The following is a 14,546-nucleotide window of genomic DNA, read 5'->3' on the forward strand; positions in this document are numbered from 1 at the left end:
CGCCGTGGGCGGCCCACCTGCCCGAAGACGCCGGGGCTCCGCCTCGCGGCGCCCAAGTCCTTGGCGTCCTTGGCATCCCGCCGGGCTTCGCCCACGGGAGGCCGTGTTCTAGAGCATTTTTCGCCGACGTGGATACGGGGCGCGACGAAGAATTTGCGCGCAGGTCGCTCGCTGCGATCAGGCCGCGTCGAGGGTCGGGATGGCGGCGAGTTCGTCGGCCATTTCCCGCTCCAGGATGCGCAGGTCGTAATTGCGCTGAAGGTTCAGCCAGAACTCGGCCGAATTGCCGAACAGCTTCCCCAACCGCAACGCCATCGCGACCGTGACGGGCTGCCGCTCGGCCACGAGATCATGCAGCGTCTGCCGCGACACGCCGAGCTTACGGGCGATCTCGGTCTTGGTCAGGCCGGTGGCAGGGATGATCATTTCGCGAAGCCATTCGCCGGGGTGCATCGGCTCGAGGCCGGTCAGGAGAGACTTGCTGACCATCAGTGATAATCCTCCAGATCGACGTCGATCGCATCCTGCCCGTCCCAGCCGAACGTGATTCGATAGTTTGCACTGGCATCGACGGCGTAACGACCCAAGGAGGTTCCGCGTAGGCCGTGAAAACGGAGGCCGGGCTGGTTCATCACCTCCGGCGATGTCGCGGAGTCGAGAGCCAGAAGAATCTGCCTCACGCGTTTGACGTTCGTTACGCTCAACTTCCTCGCGTCTCCGGTCTCAACGAATAGGCGCAACGCCTTGCTGCGGAACGAGCGGATCATGCGCCGGAATTGACGGCCCAGGCCCGCGAGTGTCAACCGCCACCTTACAGTTGTATCCTCCTGTGGCGCAAAAGAAAAGCCGCGCGGAGGGTGCTCCGCGCGGCTTTTCGATGGCGTGCCGCCCGGCGAACCGGGCGGCTGTCACTGCAGACTATTCCTCGTCCTCGGGCTTCGCCTTCTTGAAGGCGGCGCCGAGGATGTCGCCGAGAGAGGCGCCCGAATCGGCCGAGCCGAACTGGGCCATGGCCTCCTTCTCCTCGGCCACTTCCAGGGCCTTGATCGAGACTTGGACGCGGCGGGCCTTGCGGTCGAACTGCACCACGCGGGCATCGACCTTCTCGCCGGCGGCGAAGCGCTCGGGGCGCTGGTCGGCACGGTCGCGGGCGAGCTCGGCGCGGCGGATGAAGGTCTGCATGTCGGTGTCGGCGATGCGCACCTCCAGGCCGGAATCCTTCACCTCGACGATCTCGCAGGTCACGATCTGACCCTTCTTGATCTCGCCGCCGTCGGCGAAGGGATCGCCGGCCAGCTGCTTGATCCCGAGCGAGATGCGCTCCTTCTCGACATCGACGTCGAGCACCTGGGCGCGGACCATGTCGCCCTTCTTGAACTCGTCGATGACCTGCTCGCCGGGACGGTTCCAGTCGAGATCCGACAGGTGGACCATGCCGTCGACATCGCCCTCGAGGCCGATGAACAGGCCGAACTCGGTCTTGTTCTTGACCTCGCCCTCGACCTCGGAGCCCACCGGATGCTTCTCGGCGAAGCCCTCCCACGGGTTCTGCAGGGTCTGCTTGAGGCCGAGCGAGATGCGGCGCTTGACCTGATCGACTTCCAGGATCTGCACCTCGACCTCCTGGGAGGTGGAGACGATCTTGCCCGGATGGACGTTCTTCTTGGTCCAGCTCATCTCGGAGACGTGGATCAGGCCCTCGATCCCTGGCTCCAGCTCCACGAAGGCGCCGTAATCGGTGATGTTGGTCACGCGGCCCTTGAGCTTGGCGCCCTCCGGGTAGCGGGCGGCGATGCCCTCCCACGGATCGGCGAGCAGCTGCTTGATGCCGAGCGAGATGCGGTGCGTCTCGTGGTTGATCTTGATGATCTTGACCTTCACCGTCTGGCCGATGGTCACGACCTCGGACGGGTGGTTCACGCGGCGCCACGCCATGTCGGTGACGTGCAGCAGGCCGTCGATGCCGCCGAGGTCCACGAACGCACCGTATTCGGTGATGTTCTTGACCACGCCGTCGATGACCTGACCTTCCTCGAGGTTGGCCACCAGCTCGCTGCGCTGCTCGGCGCGGCTCTCTTCGAGGACCGTGCGGCGCGAGACGACGATGTTGCCCCGGCGGCGATCCATCTTGAGGATCTGGAACGGCTGCGGCGTGCCCAGCAGCGGGGTGACGTCGCGGACCGGACGGATGTCGACCTGCGAGCGCGGCAGGAACGCCACGGCGCCGTCGAGGTCGACGGTGTAGCCGCCCTTGACCTGGTTGAAGATCGTGCCGGTGACACGCTCGTTGGCCTCGAAGGCCTTCTCGAGCTTGACCCAGCTCTCCTCGCGGCGAGCCTTGTCGCGCGAGATGACGGCTTCGCCCAGCGCGTTCTCGATCCGGTCGACATAGACCTCGACCTCGTCGCCGACGTTCAGCTCGCCTTCCCGGCCGGGGCCGGCGAATTCCTTCAGCGCGACACGGCCTTCCGTCTTGGCGCCGATGTCGATGACGGCCACGTCCTTCTCGATCGCGACGACGCGACCCTTGACGACGGACCCTTCGGTAATCTCGTGTTGGAGGAAGCTCTCCTCCAAAAGCGCGGCGAAATCATCGCGGTACTGATCCCGCGCCACGGCTGTCCCTGCGGTCATTCTCTCTCCTGGGCGGTCACGTCCTGGGACGGACCGGGTGCGTCGGCGGCATGCGTTGCAAACGCCCCCAGCCGCCGCAGCTTCCCTATGGAGAAGCGACCGCCTCCATTCGGAGACCGGTTTGCCGACGCGTCGATACGGATGACGAGGGCGGCCCGGCCGACTCGCCCGGGCATGCCGCCCTGAAGGCAGGCATCACGACGGACGGCGAGGCGCCTGTCACATACTCCATTCGCGAAGTCTGTTCAACAGAGGGTGGCAGGGGCCGGTTTCACGCCGCCTGCGCGAAGCTCCCCGCCGCTTCCGGTACATCGTCCGTATGCACGTCGAACCGGGCGAGGTAGGCCGTGCCGAAGCTGGTGGTCAGGGCGCAATCGGTGGCGTCGCGCCCGCGCGCCATGACGATGCGGCCGATCCGCGGGCGGTTGTGCCGGGCGTCGAACGTGTACCAGCGCGGGCCCTCGGGACCTTCGAGGAACACCTCGAACCACGCGGAGAAGTCCATCGGCGCCGGGTCCTTCGGCACGCCGATATCCCCGAGATAGCCGGTGGCGTAGCGGGCCGGGATGTTCATGCACCGGCACAGGGTGATCGCCAGATGGGCGAAGTCGCGGCAGACGCCGACCTGCTGGCCGTGCCCGTCATGGGCGGTGCGGGTCGCGTCGGCCTGCTGATAGTCGAAGCGCAGCCTGTTGTGGGCGTAATCCACGATGGCTTGGACGCGGCCCCAGCCCGGCGCCACGCCACCGAACAGGTTCCACGCGGTGGCCGAGAGCTTGTCCGTGTCGCAATAGCGAGAGCCGAGGAGGTAGGCGAGCACGTCGTCCGGCAGGTCCTGCACCGGGATCTCGCGCGCCTCCGGGGCGATCTCGTCCGGCTGGCCGCTGTCGGCCACGATGAAGTCGGCGGAGAGGGTGATCCGGCCGCCCGGCGCGACGATCCGGGTGCAGACATTGCCGAACCCGTCCACATGCTGCCGCGCGGCGACCGGCGGATCGAACGTGATCACCTCCGGGGTGATCAGGTCGTTCCGGCGCTCGGGCCGGATGTTGAGGAGCAGGTTCATCGGCGTCGGACCCAGGGTATCGAACGCGATGGTGAAGCCGGTGCGGATGTGCATGGTCTGGGCCGGAATGCGAGGCGGCTTACACTCTCGTGGCGCCGCGAAGACTTACGATAGGCTCCACAACCGCAGACCGAATGGCTTGTTCCGTCCGTCTTGCTGTTCAACGCATCCGTGAATGCACAAAGATCATGCAAGCTCGGCGGTGACCGCGCGAACACGCAGGGCTGGGCTGTTACCGCCGATGTTGCATCGCGATGACGGCCTGCCTAACGCTGCGCCACCTTTTCTCTGTCGATCCGATCCCATGGCCGCCGACTTCCAGACCGCCGAGAAGCTCTCGCTCCCCAAGGACAAGATCCGCATCCTGCTCCTGGAGGGGATCAACGACAGCGCCGTCGCCCTGATGCAGGCGGCCGGCTACACCAACCTCACTCGCCTGCCGAAGGCGCTCGACAAGGAGGCGCTGCACGAGGCGCTCCAGGGCGTTCACATGCTCGGCATCCGCTCGCGCACGCAGATGGATGCGGCGGCGTTCGAGGCGGCGGACCGGCTGCTGGCGGTGGGCTGCTTCTCGGTGGGCACCAACCAGGTCGATCTCGAAGCCGCGCGGCACCGGGGCGTCCCGGTCTTCAACGCGCCCTTCTCCAACACCCGCTCGGTGGCCGAGCTGACGATCGGCGAGATCGTGATGCTGCTCCGGCGGATCGTGCCGCGCTCGGTCGGCGCCCATGCCGGCCAGTGGGACAAGTCCGCCGTGGGCTCCATGGAAGTGCGCGGCAAGACGCTCGGCATCGTCGGCTACGGCAATATCGGCACGCAGCTCTCGACGCTGGCCGAGGCCATGGGCATGCGTGTGCTGTTCTACGATCACACCGACCGCCTGCGCCACGGCAACACCGAGCCGACCGATTCGCTGAAGGACCTGCTCGGGCAGAGCGATGTGGTGTCGCTGCACGTGCCGGAAACCGAGGCGACCTTCAACATGATCGGCGAGGCCGAGATCCGTGCGATGAAGCCGGGCAGCTTCCTGATCAACAACGCCCGCGGCACCGTCGTGGACCTCGATGCCCTCGCCTCGGCCCTGCGCGACGGCCACCTGCGCGGCGCGGCGGTGGACGTCTTCCCCAAGGAGCCGGGGTCGAATTCCGAGCGCTTCGTCAGCCCCCTCCAGGGCCTCGACAACGTGATCCTCACCCCGCATGTCGGCGGCTCCACCGAGGAGGCGCAGGAGCGCATCGGCGCCGAGGTCGCCAAGAAGCTGGTCGATTATTCCGACATCGGCTCGACGGTCGGCGCGGTGAATTTCCCGCAGGTGCAACTGCCGACCCGCGCCACCGGCACCCGCTTCATCCACGTTCAGCGCAACCTGCCGGGGATGCTCGGGCGCCTCAACGAGGTGTTCGCCCGCAGCCACGTCAACATCGCCGCCCAGTTCTATCAGACCGATGGCGAGGTCGGTTACGTCGTCCTCGAGACGGACGCCACCGACGCCGACGCCGAGGCGCTGCTCGGCGAGATCCGCTCGATCCCCGGCACGATCCGCGCCCGCCTGCTCTACGAACGTCGCTGAACGATTGCACCTTGCGCGCGAGGCGTCGGCGCTGTTCAAGTCCAGCGATCGAGCGGAACGGGAGCGGTCAGTGGGCAAGCGTGGCTGGACGGCACAATCTTCGCGCGGGGCCGCAGCCCTCGCCCTCGCAATGCTCGGCACGGCCTGCACCGCCTCGCTGGCGTCGGCGGAATGCCTGCGCCAGATCGTGAACCGCTCGGCCTATGTGCTGACGGCCCGGCGGGACGGCGGTCCCCCGGTGACGATCCTGCCGGGCCATTCGGTGCAGATCCGTCTCTCGCATCCGGGACAACTGGATTTCGCCGCCTATTGCGCCGTCCCCGGACCCGATGGCGCCCTGCGCCCGATCACCGAGGCGAGCTTCGACTATGAGGCGGTGATCGATCGCTGCTTCATCCGCTTCGGCGGGCAAGCCTTCATCCCGCAACTCGGGCGCGGCTTCATCGGCCTTCAGGGCACGGCGCCGTTCACGGTGAACAACCCCCGCCAGGGCGACGTCGTCCTCGGCCCCTTCCCCTCCGAGGCCTGCCCGGCGCCCGCCATCCTCAGCCGGGGCGGTTAGCAGGCCTTCGCCGCCGCCCTTCCGAGCGTGAGCGGCGTTTCAGAGGTAATGCCGGAAGACGACCGGGCCGCCTGCCGGGCGGCCTGCGGGCGTGGCCGGGACAAGGCGGCGCGCCAGACGCTCGATGGTCCGGAGCAGGGTGGCAAGCGCGTTGTCGACGGTCGAGATGTGGCGCGGGATCATGGACGCCTCCGCCGCGGCCGGAGCGACACGCCCTTCCCGCGTTCCTTCACCATGCCGAAGCCGAACGGCCAAGGCTGTGCCGGAGCGCACATGGTTTCGTTTCTCGATCTTTGCGCGAAGACTGACGGGGTGAAACACCCCTTCCGTCTGGCGTGGGGCGTGAGCGCCGAATAAGGTGGCGGAGCCGAGCCGGGACCTGGTCAAGCCCGGCGTGACTGAGGACGCGCGTATGCTGACACACACCGGCAGCACGATCCTGCGCAACGAGCTTGGGGTCGAGGAAACGGTCGAATCCGACAACATCGTCCGGTGGGACGGAGACCGGCTCTATGTCGAGCAGGACGTCTATCACAACGGACAATTGGTCCATCGCAAGTATCGGCGCACGGTCACGGAGCCCGTGGCACGCGTCCTCTGGGAAATCATCAACCGCGCCAAGCAATAGGCGCGGAGGCGCCGGTCAGGCGGCGATGGCGGTCTGGACCGCCTCGTCCGCCGGACGGATCCGCTCGATCGTCTGGCGGGCGGCATCGAAGGCCGCTCGCAGACTGGTTGACACGTCCTCGACCGCGACGAGGACCGAGAGCCTCTGAGCGGTCGCCCGGTCGGCGAGACCCTGGGCGGCGTTCAGGAGCATCGCTTCGAGCCGCGTCAGGTCTGCCTCGGCATCGCGGCCGGCGGCCAGGTCCGCCTTTGCGAATTGCGCCAGCACCGCTTCCAGCGCGTGGCCCAGGACGAGGGTCTTCACCCGTTCCTGAAGGAGGGCTCTCTCGTGGAGCGTCATGGGGCCGTTCGCCGATTCGGGTTGCCCCATCACTGTGGCATCGGGGCGCACTTGAAACAGCGCTTTCCGTGCAACACGGCCCCTCCCCGTGCCGTGACCGGCGTTTTCGTCGATCACAAGCGCCTGAGCGCCACACCCTCGATCCGGTGGCTCGCCCCCTTGGTGAGGATGAGGCTCGCCCGCTGCCGCGTCGGCAGGATGTTCTCGCGCAGGTTCGGCAGGTTGATCGTCGTCCAGAGATGATCGGCGATGTTCAGGGCCTCGGCCTCGGGGATCTCCGCGTACTTGCGGAAATAGGAGCGCGGATCGCGAAACGCGGTCTGGCGCAGGCGCATGAAGCGGGTCACGTACCAGCGGTGCAGGTCGTCCTCGTGGCCGTCGAGGTAGATCGAGAAGTCGAAGAAGTCGGACACGAAGGGGACGGCCGTGCCGTCGCGCGGCAGGCGCGCGGGCTGGAGGACGTTCAGGCCCTCGACGATGAGGATGTCGGGGCTCTCCACCACGCGCTCCTCCCCCGGCACCCTGTCGTAGACGAGGTGCGAGTAGAGCGGCGCCGTCACCCGCCTCTGGCCGGATTTCACCTCGTGCAGGAACCGCAGCAGCGCGGCGGTATCGTAGCTCTCGGGGAATCCCTTGCGCTCCATCAGCCCGTTGGCGGCAAGCTCGGCATTCGGGAGCAGGAACCCGTCCGTGGTGACGAGGTCGACCCTCGGCGTGTTCGGCCAGCGGGCGAGGAGCGCCGCGAGGATGCGCGCGGTGGTGGACTTGCCCACCGCCACGGATCCGGCGAGCCCGATGATGTAGGGCAGCTTGGTCTCGCGCTCGGCGGTGAGGAAGCGCTGCGTCGCCTTGAACAGGCCCTGCGTCGCCGCGACGTAGAAGGAGAGCAGCCGCGACAGGGGCAGGTAGATCTCCACGACTTCCTCGATCGAGATCGGGTCGTTCAGGGATCTCAGCCGCTCGAGGTCGTCCGCGTTGAGCGTGAGGGGGGCGTCCGCGCGCAGACGCGCCCATTCCTCCCGGCTGAAGTGGCGGTAGGGCGAGAGGCTGTCCGTGCCGTCCGAGAGCGCGGGCGGCGGGTTCACGCGTGGCGCCTCGATGCCTTCTCGGCGAGGCCGCTCTGGGCGGTGCGCCTCTCCAGCTCGGCCATCACGGCGTCGAGTTCGACATTGCCGGCCTTGAGCAGCACCATGAGGTGGTAGAGGACGTCCGCCGCCTCGTTCTTCAGGCCCTCGCTGTCGCCCTGCACGGCGGCGATGGCCGCCTCCACCGCTTCCTCGCCGAGCTTCTTGGCGGCCTTGGCCGGGCCGTCGGCCAACAGCTTCGCGGTGTAGGAGGAGGAGGGGTCTGTGCCGGCGCGGCTCGCCACGAGGCGGGCGAGGTCGGCGAGGGTGTAGGTGCTCATGAATGGTCTTGCAGTGTCAGACCCGTCATGGGCCAAATTCCGGCAGGAAACTGCGCCAGGGCGCGCGCGGGGGCAAGCGCCCGCGCTTGAGAGGCGAGCCGCTTTGTTGGGTCGTCGTTTATCCGGGGATCGTCATCCGTTCGGCAGGTGGCGCGCCAGGGCGTCGAGCACGGCCATGCGCACGGCCACGCCCATCTCGACCTGCTCGCGGATCAGCGATTGCGCCCCGTCCGCGATCTCGGAGGAGATTTCGACCCCGCGATTCATCGGGCCGGGATGCATCACCAGGGCGTCGGGCTTGGCGAGCGCCAGCTTGTCGGCGTCGAGGCCGTAGTAGCGGAAATACTCCTTCACCGAGGGCACGAAGGAGCCGTTCATGCGCTCGCGCTGGAGGCGCAGCATCATCACGATGTCGCAGCCTTCCAGGCCCTTGCGCATGTCGGTGAAGGTCTCGACCCCGAAGCGCTCGATGCCCGCCGGCAGCAGCGTCGAGGGCGCGATGAGGCGCACCCGCGCGCCCATCGCCTGGAGCAGGATCAGGTTGGAGCGCGCCACCCGCGAATGCAGGACGTCGCCGCAGATCGCGACTTGCAGCCCCTCGATGCGGCCCTTGTTGCGGCGGATGGTCAGGGCGTCGAGGAGCGCCTGGGTCGGGTGCTCGTGCGCGCCGTCGCCGGCATTGACCACGGCGCAATCGACCTTGCGCGCCAGGAGATGCACCGCGCCGGCCGCCTGATGGCGCACGACGATGATGTCCGGCCGCATCGCGTTCAGCGTCGCGGCGGTGTCGATCAGGGTCTCGCCCTTCTTCACCGAGGACGAGGCGACCGACATGTTCATGACGTCGGCGCCGAGGCGCTTGCCGGCGAGCTCGAACGAGGATTGCGTCCGCGTCGAGGGCTCGAAGAACAGGTTGATCTGCGTGCGCCCGCGCAGGGTCGTGCGCTTCTTCTCGACCTGACGGGAGATGTCCACGGCGGCATCGGCGGCATCGAGCAGGGTCTCGATGTCGGGCCGGCTCAGCCCCTCGATCCCCAGCAGGTGCCGGTGCGGGAACAATGCGGGCGCGTGCGTCGGGGCTGTCATGACGGGAGCCGGGTGTAGGTGCCGGCGGCGAGTCCTGCAAGCGTCGCCGCGATCCGTGCACCGGCCACCGTGCGGCGTTTTCGTCGCGGCTGGTAACCGCAAGGCCGCGCTACACGTATTGCGCGCAATGACTCCCGCCTCGGAGATGGCCCCTTGGACGCCTCGCCCGCCCTCAATGCCCCGGACAAGGCCGCGCCCGAGCGCATCGGCCCGAACGGCAGCCGGCTGATCTACCGCCATCCGCTGGTGATCCGCCTGACCCACTGGATCAATGCGGCCGTGCTGCTGGTCCTGCTGATGAGCGGCCTTCAGATCTTCAACGCCCATCCGGCCCTCTACTGGGGCGCGGTCTCGACCTTCGACACGCCCGCCCTGGCCATCACCAGCGAGGAGAGCGGCGGCGCCAACCGCGGCGTCGTCTATCTGGGGGACCACAAGTTCGACACGACCGGGGTGCTCGGCCTGTCGAAGGATCGGGGTGTCGAGACCGAGCGGGCCTTCCCGTCCTGGATCACCCTGCCGTCGAGCCAGGACCTCGCCACCGGCCGCCGCTGGCACTTCCTGTTCGCGTGGTGCCTCGTCATCAACGGGGCGATCTACCTGCTCTACGGGCTGTTCTCGGGCCAGTTGCGCCGGCGCCTGGTTCCCGAGGGCGATCAGATCCGCGATTTCGGCGGCTCGGTGAAGGAGCACCTGCTCCTGAAGTTCCCCGAGGGCGAGGAAGCCAAGCGCTACAACGTCATCCAGAAGCTCACCTATCTCGGCGTGGTGCTCGTGCTGCTGCCCGCGATGGTGCTCGCCGGCCTCGCCATGTCGCCGGGCGTCGACGCGGCCTGGCCCTGGCTGACGGAACTGTTCGGAGGCCGGCAATCGGCCCGCAGCGTCCACTTCATCGCGGCGGGGCTGCTCGTCCTGTTCGTGGTGGTCCACCTCGTGCTCGTGCTGGTCTCGGGCGTCGTCAACAACCTGCGCGGGATGATCACCGGCTGGTTCAGCATCGGCAAGGTTCGCCCTGCCGGGGAGGAAGCCCGATGATTCTGCACCGCCGACGCCTCCTCACCGCAACCGCCGGCCTCGCCGGGGCCTCCCTGCTCGGCGGCTGCGACCGCTTCGCCGGGACCGACACGGGCCGCCGCACCCTCTCCATCGGGGAGGATGCGAACCTCTACGTCCAGCGCCTGCTGATGTCGGGCATGACCACGGCGCGGGAATTCCCCGAATCGATGATCTCGCCCTGGTTCAAGCCGAACGGCTCGATCGATCCGCCGGACACCGCCTACAAGACGCTGGCCGCGAAGAACTTTTCCGAGTTCAAGCTGAAGGTCGACGGGCTCGTGGACACGCCGCTCTCCTTGAGCCTCGCGGACCTGCGCGCCCTGCCCTCTCGGACGCAGATCACCCGGCACGATTGCGTCGAGGGATGGAGCTGCATCGGCAAATGGTCGGGCGTGCCCCTGTCCGAGGTGCTGAAGCGGGCCGGACTGAAGCCGCAGGCCCGCTACGCGGTGCTGCACTGCGCCGACACCCTCGAATATGCCAGCGACGATGGGGCCTGGGTGCAGCCGAGCCACCCGAACACGGTGCGCGAGGCGCATGCCGCCTATGTCCAGCTCGCGGCGGCGGACGATTGGGGCGGCTCGCCGACCGGCGCCGCTTCCGACGGCGAGAAAGACCCCGACGCCACGGATGGGCGCCGCCCGATCCGCTACTACGAGAGCATCGACCTGTTCGATGCGTTCAACCCGCAGACGATTCTCGCCTACGACCTCAACGGGAAGGCGCTGCCCGTCTCCAACGGCGCACCGCTGCGCCTGCGGGTGGAGCGCCAGCTCGGCTACAAGAACGCCAAATACGTGATGCGGGTCGAGATGGTCTCGTCGCTCGCCGGCTTCGGCGACGGCAAGGGCGGCTATTGGGAGGATCGCGGCTACGAATGGTACGCGGGGATCTGATTCCGTTTCCGTTCGACTGCCTCAGGTAACGCGCCGTCATTGCGAGCGGAGCGAAGCAATCCAGTCGGCTCCGCCTGATCCTGAGGAGTCGCGCTCTGGATTGCTTCGGCTCCGCCTCGCGATGACGGCGGAGGAAATGGCTGGCGCAACGGTCGGCGGCAGAGTGCGCAGGCGCCGTCATTTGACAACCCGCCGCCGCTCACCCACTTCTCCGCCCCGCGAGGTCCCGGCCGGCGGCGGGTTCGTTCGCATTCCGAACAATCCGTCGCGCCGCGGCCCCTTCGAGGGGGCAGAGGGTTCTGGATGAAAGTCGTCGTCGTCGAGTCGCCGGCCAAGGCCAAGACGATCAACAAGTATCTCGGCCGCGACTACGAGGTGATCGCCTCCTTCGGCCATATCCGCGACCTTCCCGCGAAGGACGGCTCGGTCGATCCCGAGCAGGACTTCCACATGGTCTGGGAGTTGGAGGATCGCGGCTCGAAGCGGGTCAGCGAGATCGCCAAGGCGGTCAAGGGCGCCGAGAAGCTGATCCTCGCCACCGACCCGGATCGCGAGGGCGAGGCGATCTCCTGGCACGTCCTGGAAGCGCTGAACGCCCGCAAGGTGCTGAAGGGCGTGCCGGTCGAGCGCGTGACCTTCAACGCCATCACCAAATCCTCCGTCGAGCAGGCGATGCGCAAGCCGCGCCAGATCGATCAGGCGTTGGTCGATGCCTATCTCGCCCGCCGCGCCCTCGATTACCTCGTCGGCTTCAATCTCTCGCCGGTCCTCTGGCGCAAGCTCCCCGGCGCCAAGTCGGCGGGCCGGGTGCAGTCGGTCGCCCTGCGCCTCGTGGTCGAGCGGGAGATGGAGATCGAGGCGTTCAAGCCCCGCGAATATTGGTCCATCATCGCGACGCTCGCGACCAAGGACGGCGCGACCTTCGAGGCAAGGCTCGTCGGCGCGGACGGGAAGCGCATCCAGCGCCTCGACGTCGGCAATGCCGAGGAGGCCGCCGCCTTCAAGGCCGCCCTCGAAGCGGCCACGTTCCAGGTGGCGAGCATCGAGGCCAAGCCGGCCAAGCGCCATCCGCAGCCGCCCTTCACCACCTCCACGTTGCAGCAGGAGGCCTCCCGCAAGCTCGGGATGGCGCCGGCCCAGACGATGCGCGTCGCCCAGCGCCTCTACGAGGGCGTCGATGTCGGCGGCGAGACGGTCGGCATCATCACCTACATGCGGACGGACGGCGTCGACATGGCGCCGGAGGCCATCGCCGATGCCCGGAAGGTGATCGCTCGCGAGTTCGGTGATCGCTACGTGCCCGGCGCCCCGCGCAAGTACAGCGTGAAGGCGAAGAACGCCCAGGAGGCGCACGAGGCGGTGCGCCCCACCGACATGGGGCGTCGGCCGAAGGACGTCGCCCGCTACCTCGAACCGGAGCAGGCCAAGCTCTACGACCTGATCTGGACCCGCACCATGGCGAGCCAGATGGAATCGGCCGAGCTGGAGCGCACCACGGTCGATGTCCACGCCATTGCGGGCGGGCGCCGGATCGAGCTGCGCGCCACCGGGCAGGTGGTGAAGTTCGACGGCTTCCTCGCGCTTTATCAAGAGGGCAAGGACGACGAGGAGGACGAGGAGAGCCGCCGCCTGCCGAAGATGGAGGCGGGCGATTCCCTGCGCCGCGAGAAGATCGCCTCCACGCAGCACTTCACCGAGCCGCCGCCGCGCTATTCCGAGGCGAGCCTCGTGAAGCGCATGGAGGAGCTCGGCATCGGCCGCCCGTCCACCTACGCGGCGGTGTTGCAGACCCTGCGCGACCGCGAATACGTCAAGATCGAGAAGAAGCGGCTTCAGCCGGAGGACAAGGGGCGGCTCGTGACGGGCTTCCTCGAAAGCTTCTTCCGCCGCTACGTCGAGTACGATTTCACCGCCGACCTCGAAGAGCAGCTCGACCGCGTCTCGAACGCCGAGATCGACTGGCGGCAGGTGCTGCGCGACTTCTGGCGCGACTTCTCGGCCGCCATCGGCGAGACGAAGGAGTTGCGCGTCGCGGAGGTGCTGGAAGCCCTGAACGGTCTGCTCGGGCCGCACATCTTCCCCGACCGGGGCGAGGGCAAGGACCCCCGCGCCTGCCCGAATTGCGGCGAGGGCCAACTCTCGCTGAAGCTCGGCAAGTTCGGCGCCTTCGTCGGCTGCTCGAACTATCCCGAATGCACCTACACGCGGCAATTGTCGGCCACGGGCGTCAACGGTGAGGGCGACGGCTCCTCCACCGACGGCGGCCAGCCGGGGGTGCGGGTGCTCGGCAACGACCCCGCCACCAACCTGCCGGTGACGGTGCGTGACGGCCGGTTCGGGCCGTTCATCCAGCTCGGTGAGGCCAGCGCCGAGAAGGGCGCGGAGAAGCCGAAGCGCTCCTCCCTGCCGAAGGGGCTCTCCCCCGGGGATGTGACGCTGGAGAAGGCGCTGGCCCTGCTCTCGCTGCCCCGTGAGATCGCGCGGCACCCGGAGACCGGTGAGCCGATCCTGGCGGGCATCGGGCGGTTCGGGCCTTACGTGCAGCACGGGCGGACCTACGCCAATCTCGGCCGAGACGACGACGTGCTCGAGATCGGCGGCAACCGGGCCATCGACCTCATCGTCGCCAAGGAGCAGGGCGGCGGGCGCGGTCGCCCGGCGGGCGATCCCGGCCGTTCGCTCGGCAAGGACGCGGAGAGCGGCAAGGACATCGTGGTGAAGGCGGGCCGCTACGGACCCTACGTCACCGATGGCAATGTGAACGCGACCCTGCCCAAGAGCGCGAATGCCGAGGCCCTGACCTTAGAGGAGGCGCTGAAGCTGATCGCGGCGAAGCGCGAGGCGGGCGGCGGCAAGAAGGCGCCCGCCCGCAAGAAGGCGACGCCGCGCAAGCCCGATGGCGAGAAGGCGAAGGCGCCGGCCAAGAAGCCGGCCGTCAAGAAGGCCGCGCCGAAGAAGAAGGCGGCGGGCTGAGGCCCGCCACCCACAGGGCTCAGATCAGGTACGAGATCGTGGCGGCGAAAGCCGTCGCAAGGGTGGCGACGGCGATGGCGGCGGGAGCGATGACGAACGGGGCGGGTCGGCCCTCGTCCTCGTCGAGGCAACCGAAAGCAGTGCCTGCCGCGTGCTCGAATCGAATGAGGTCGAGGTGACGGGCTTCAGTCGCGTCGCTCGGCATCGGCGCACTCCAGGGTCGGAGGGTGATCACCCCAGGTAACGCCTTGTGTCCATTCAGGTTCCGGCGTTCCCGGAACGTTAACCTTGGCGGTCCACCCTGTCGGGCTCGCTTCGGATGCGTGGGGTG

General features: G+C 67.9%; 16 protein-coding genes. 6 read left to right on the forward strand and 10 right to left on the reverse strand.

Annotated features, from left to right (window positions below; genetic code table 11):
• Positions 1–177: 177 nt before the first annotated feature.
• The 4 genes from ACS5Q7_RS09265 to ACS5Q7_RS09280 all read right to left on the reverse strand — a co-directional run bounded on the left by ACS5Q7_RS09265 (position 178) and on the right by ACS5Q7_RS09280 (position 3,754).
• Positions 178–489 carry a HigA family addiction module antitoxin gene (locus tag ACS5Q7_RS09265; protein ID WP_463849683.1) on the reverse strand — a complete coding sequence of 104 codons (312 nt, stop codon included), beginning with the start codon at positions 487–489 and terminating at the stop codon, positions 178–180.
• Positions 489–767, reverse strand: coding sequence for a type II toxin-antitoxin system RelE/ParE family toxin (locus ACS5Q7_RS09270; RefSeq protein WP_478339040.1), 279 nt, complete (start codon positions 765–767; stop codon positions 489–491). Before ACS5Q7_RS09270 ends, ACS5Q7_RS09265 begins: the two co-directional genes overlap by 1 nt.
• Before the next feature lie 151 nt (positions 768–918).
• Positions 919–2,634 (reverse strand): 30S ribosomal protein S1, encoded by a 1,716-nt coding sequence (gene rpsA / locus ACS5Q7_RS09275; protein ID WP_478339041.1) that lies wholly within the window; start codon positions 2,632–2,634, stop codon positions 919–921.
• Positions 2,635–2,905: 271 nt separating this feature from the next.
• Entirely contained in the window at positions 2,906–3,754 is an 849-nt protein-coding gene (locus tag ACS5Q7_RS09280; RefSeq protein WP_478339042.1) for a transglutaminase-like domain-containing protein, read from the reverse strand.
• Positions 3,755–4,004: 250 nt separating this feature from the next.
• On the opposite strand from ACS5Q7_RS09280, the gene serA reads away from it, so the two are divergent.
• Entirely contained in the window at positions 4,005–5,270 is a 1,266-nt protein-coding gene (gene serA, locus ACS5Q7_RS09285; protein WP_478339043.1) for a phosphoglycerate dehydrogenase, read from the forward strand.
• 130 nt (positions 5,271–5,400) lie between these two features.
• Positions 5,401–5,832: a hypothetical protein gene (locus ACS5Q7_RS09290; protein WP_478339388.1), complete on the forward strand. Its 432-nt coding sequence runs from the start codon at positions 5,401–5,403 to the stop codon at positions 5,830–5,832.
• A gap of 39 nt (positions 5,833–5,871) precedes the next feature.
• Here the strand turns inward: ACS5Q7_RS09290 and ACS5Q7_RS09295 are convergent, their stop codons facing one another.
• Entirely contained in the window at positions 5,872–6,015 is a 144-nt protein-coding gene (locus ACS5Q7_RS09295; protein ID WP_478339044.1) for a hypothetical protein, read from the reverse strand.
• A 229-nt stretch (positions 6,016–6,244) separates the two neighbouring features.
• Here ACS5Q7_RS09295 and ACS5Q7_RS09300 point away from each other — a divergent pair, with 229 nt between their 5' ends.
• Positions 6,245–6,460 carry a hypothetical protein gene (locus tag ACS5Q7_RS09300; RefSeq protein WP_478339045.1) on the forward strand — a complete coding sequence of 72 codons (216 nt, stop codon included), beginning with the start codon at positions 6,245–6,247 and terminating at the stop codon, positions 6,458–6,460.
• A 15-nt stretch (positions 6,461–6,475) separates the two neighbouring features.
• Here ACS5Q7_RS09300 and ACS5Q7_RS09305 read toward each other — a convergent pair whose 3' ends face one another.
• From ACS5Q7_RS09305 to ACS5Q7_RS09320, 4 genes are all read right to left on the reverse strand, one after another.
• On the reverse strand, positions 6,476–6,799 hold the full coding sequence (locus tag ACS5Q7_RS09305; protein ID WP_478339046.1) for a hypothetical protein: 324 nt from the start codon (positions 6,797–6,799) through the stop codon (positions 6,476–6,478).
• A 113-nt stretch (positions 6,800–6,912) separates the two neighbouring features.
• A complete protein-coding gene (gene coaA, locus ACS5Q7_RS09310; RefSeq protein WP_478339047.1) occupies positions 6,913–7,884 on the reverse strand; it encodes a type I pantothenate kinase in 972 nt (323 codons plus the stop codon).
• Entirely contained in the window at positions 7,881–8,204 is a 324-nt protein-coding gene (locus ACS5Q7_RS09315; RefSeq protein ID WP_478339048.1) for a phosphoribosyl-ATP diphosphatase, read from the reverse strand. Before ACS5Q7_RS09315 ends, coaA begins: the two co-directional genes overlap by 4 nt.
• A 132-nt stretch (positions 8,205–8,336) precedes the next feature.
• The gene (locus tag ACS5Q7_RS09320; protein WP_478339049.1) at positions 8,337–9,290 is read right to left on the reverse strand and encodes an aspartate carbamoyltransferase catalytic subunit; all 954 of its coding nucleotides are present in this window, start codon (positions 9,288–9,290) and stop codon (positions 8,337–8,339) included.
• Positions 9,291–9,443: 153 nt separating this feature from the next.
• On the opposite strand from ACS5Q7_RS09320, the gene ACS5Q7_RS09325 reads away from it, so the two are divergent.
• The 3 genes from ACS5Q7_RS09325 to topA all read left to right on the forward strand — a co-directional run bounded on the left by ACS5Q7_RS09325 (position 9,444) and on the right by topA (position 14,215).
• The gene (locus tag ACS5Q7_RS09325) at positions 9,444–10,325 is read left to right on the forward strand and encodes a cytochrome b/b6 domain-containing protein (RefSeq protein ID WP_478339050.1); all 882 of its coding nucleotides are present in this window, start codon (positions 9,444–9,446) and stop codon (positions 10,323–10,325) included.
• On the forward strand, positions 10,322–11,242 hold the full coding sequence (locus ACS5Q7_RS09330) for a molybdopterin-dependent oxidoreductase (RefSeq protein WP_478339051.1): 921 nt from the start codon (positions 10,322–10,324) through the stop codon (positions 11,240–11,242). Before ACS5Q7_RS09325 ends, ACS5Q7_RS09330 begins: the two co-directional genes overlap by 4 nt.
• Before the next feature lie 303 nt (positions 11,243–11,545).
• The gene (gene topA, locus ACS5Q7_RS09335) at positions 11,546–14,215 is read left to right on the forward strand and encodes a type I DNA topoisomerase (RefSeq protein ID WP_478339052.1); all 2,670 of its coding nucleotides are present in this window, start codon (positions 11,546–11,548) and stop codon (positions 14,213–14,215) included.
• Between the two features lie 19 nt (positions 14,216–14,234).
• Here topA and ACS5Q7_RS09340 read toward each other — a convergent pair whose 3' ends face one another.
• A complete protein-coding gene (locus ACS5Q7_RS09340) occupies positions 14,235–14,420 on the reverse strand; it encodes a hypothetical protein (RefSeq protein ID WP_478339053.1) in 186 nt (61 codons plus the stop codon).
• Positions 14,421–14,546 lie beyond the last annotated feature (126 nt).

This window comes from Methylobacterium sp. Gmos3, from assembly GCF_056430985.1.

Excerpts from the sequence above, each read along its gene's own strand:
- ACS5Q7_RS09315 (WP_478339048.1), bottom strand. The coding sequence starts at position 8,204 with ATGAGCACCTACACCCTCGCCGACCTCGCCCGCCTCGTGGCGAGCCGC.
- ACS5Q7_RS09320 (WP_478339049.1), bottom strand. The coding sequence starts at position 9,290 with ATGACAGCCCCGACGCACGCGCCCGCATTGTTCCCGCACCGGCACCTG.
- topA (WP_478339052.1), top strand. The coding sequence starts at position 11,546 with ATGAAAGTCGTCGTCGTCGAGTCGCCGGCCAAGGCCAAGACGATCAAC.
- ACS5Q7_RS09340 (WP_478339053.1), bottom strand. The coding sequence starts at position 14,420 with ATGCCGAGCGACGCGACTGAAGCCCGTCACCTCGACCTCATTCGATTC.
- ACS5Q7_RS09295 (WP_478339044.1), bottom strand. The coding sequence starts at position 6,015 with ATGATCCCGCGCCACATCTCGACCGTCGACAACGCGCTTGCCACCCTG.
- ACS5Q7_RS09330 (WP_478339051.1), top strand. The coding sequence starts at position 10,322 with ATGATTCTGCACCGCCGACGCCTCCTCACCGCAACCGCCGGCCTCGCC.
- ACS5Q7_RS09265 (WP_463849683.1), bottom strand. The coding sequence starts at position 489 with ATGGTCAGCAAGTCTCTCCTGACCGGCCTCGAGCCGATGCACCCCGGC.
- ACS5Q7_RS09305 (WP_478339046.1), bottom strand. The coding sequence starts at position 6,799 with ATGACGCTCCACGAGAGAGCCCTCCTTCAGGAACGGGTGAAGACCCTC.
- ACS5Q7_RS09300 (WP_478339045.1), top strand. The coding sequence starts at position 6,245 with ATGCTGACACACACCGGCAGCACGATCCTGCGCAACGAGCTTGGGGTC.
- ACS5Q7_RS09280 (WP_478339042.1), bottom strand. The coding sequence starts at position 3,754 with ATGCACATCCGCACCGGCTTCACCATCGCGTTCGATACCCTGGGTCCG.
- ACS5Q7_RS09290 (WP_478339388.1), top strand. The coding sequence starts at position 5,401 with ATGCTCGGCACGGCCTGCACCGCCTCGCTGGCGTCGGCGGAATGCCTG.
- rpsA (WP_478339041.1), bottom strand. The coding sequence starts at position 2,634 with ATGACCGCAGGGACAGCCGTGGCGCGGGATCAGTACCGCGATGATTTC.
- ACS5Q7_RS09270 (WP_478339040.1), bottom strand. The coding sequence starts at position 767 with ATGATCCGCTCGTTCCGCAGCAAGGCGTTGCGCCTATTCGTTGAGACC.
- serA (WP_478339043.1), top strand. The coding sequence starts at position 4,005 with ATGGCCGCCGACTTCCAGACCGCCGAGAAGCTCTCGCTCCCCAAGGAC.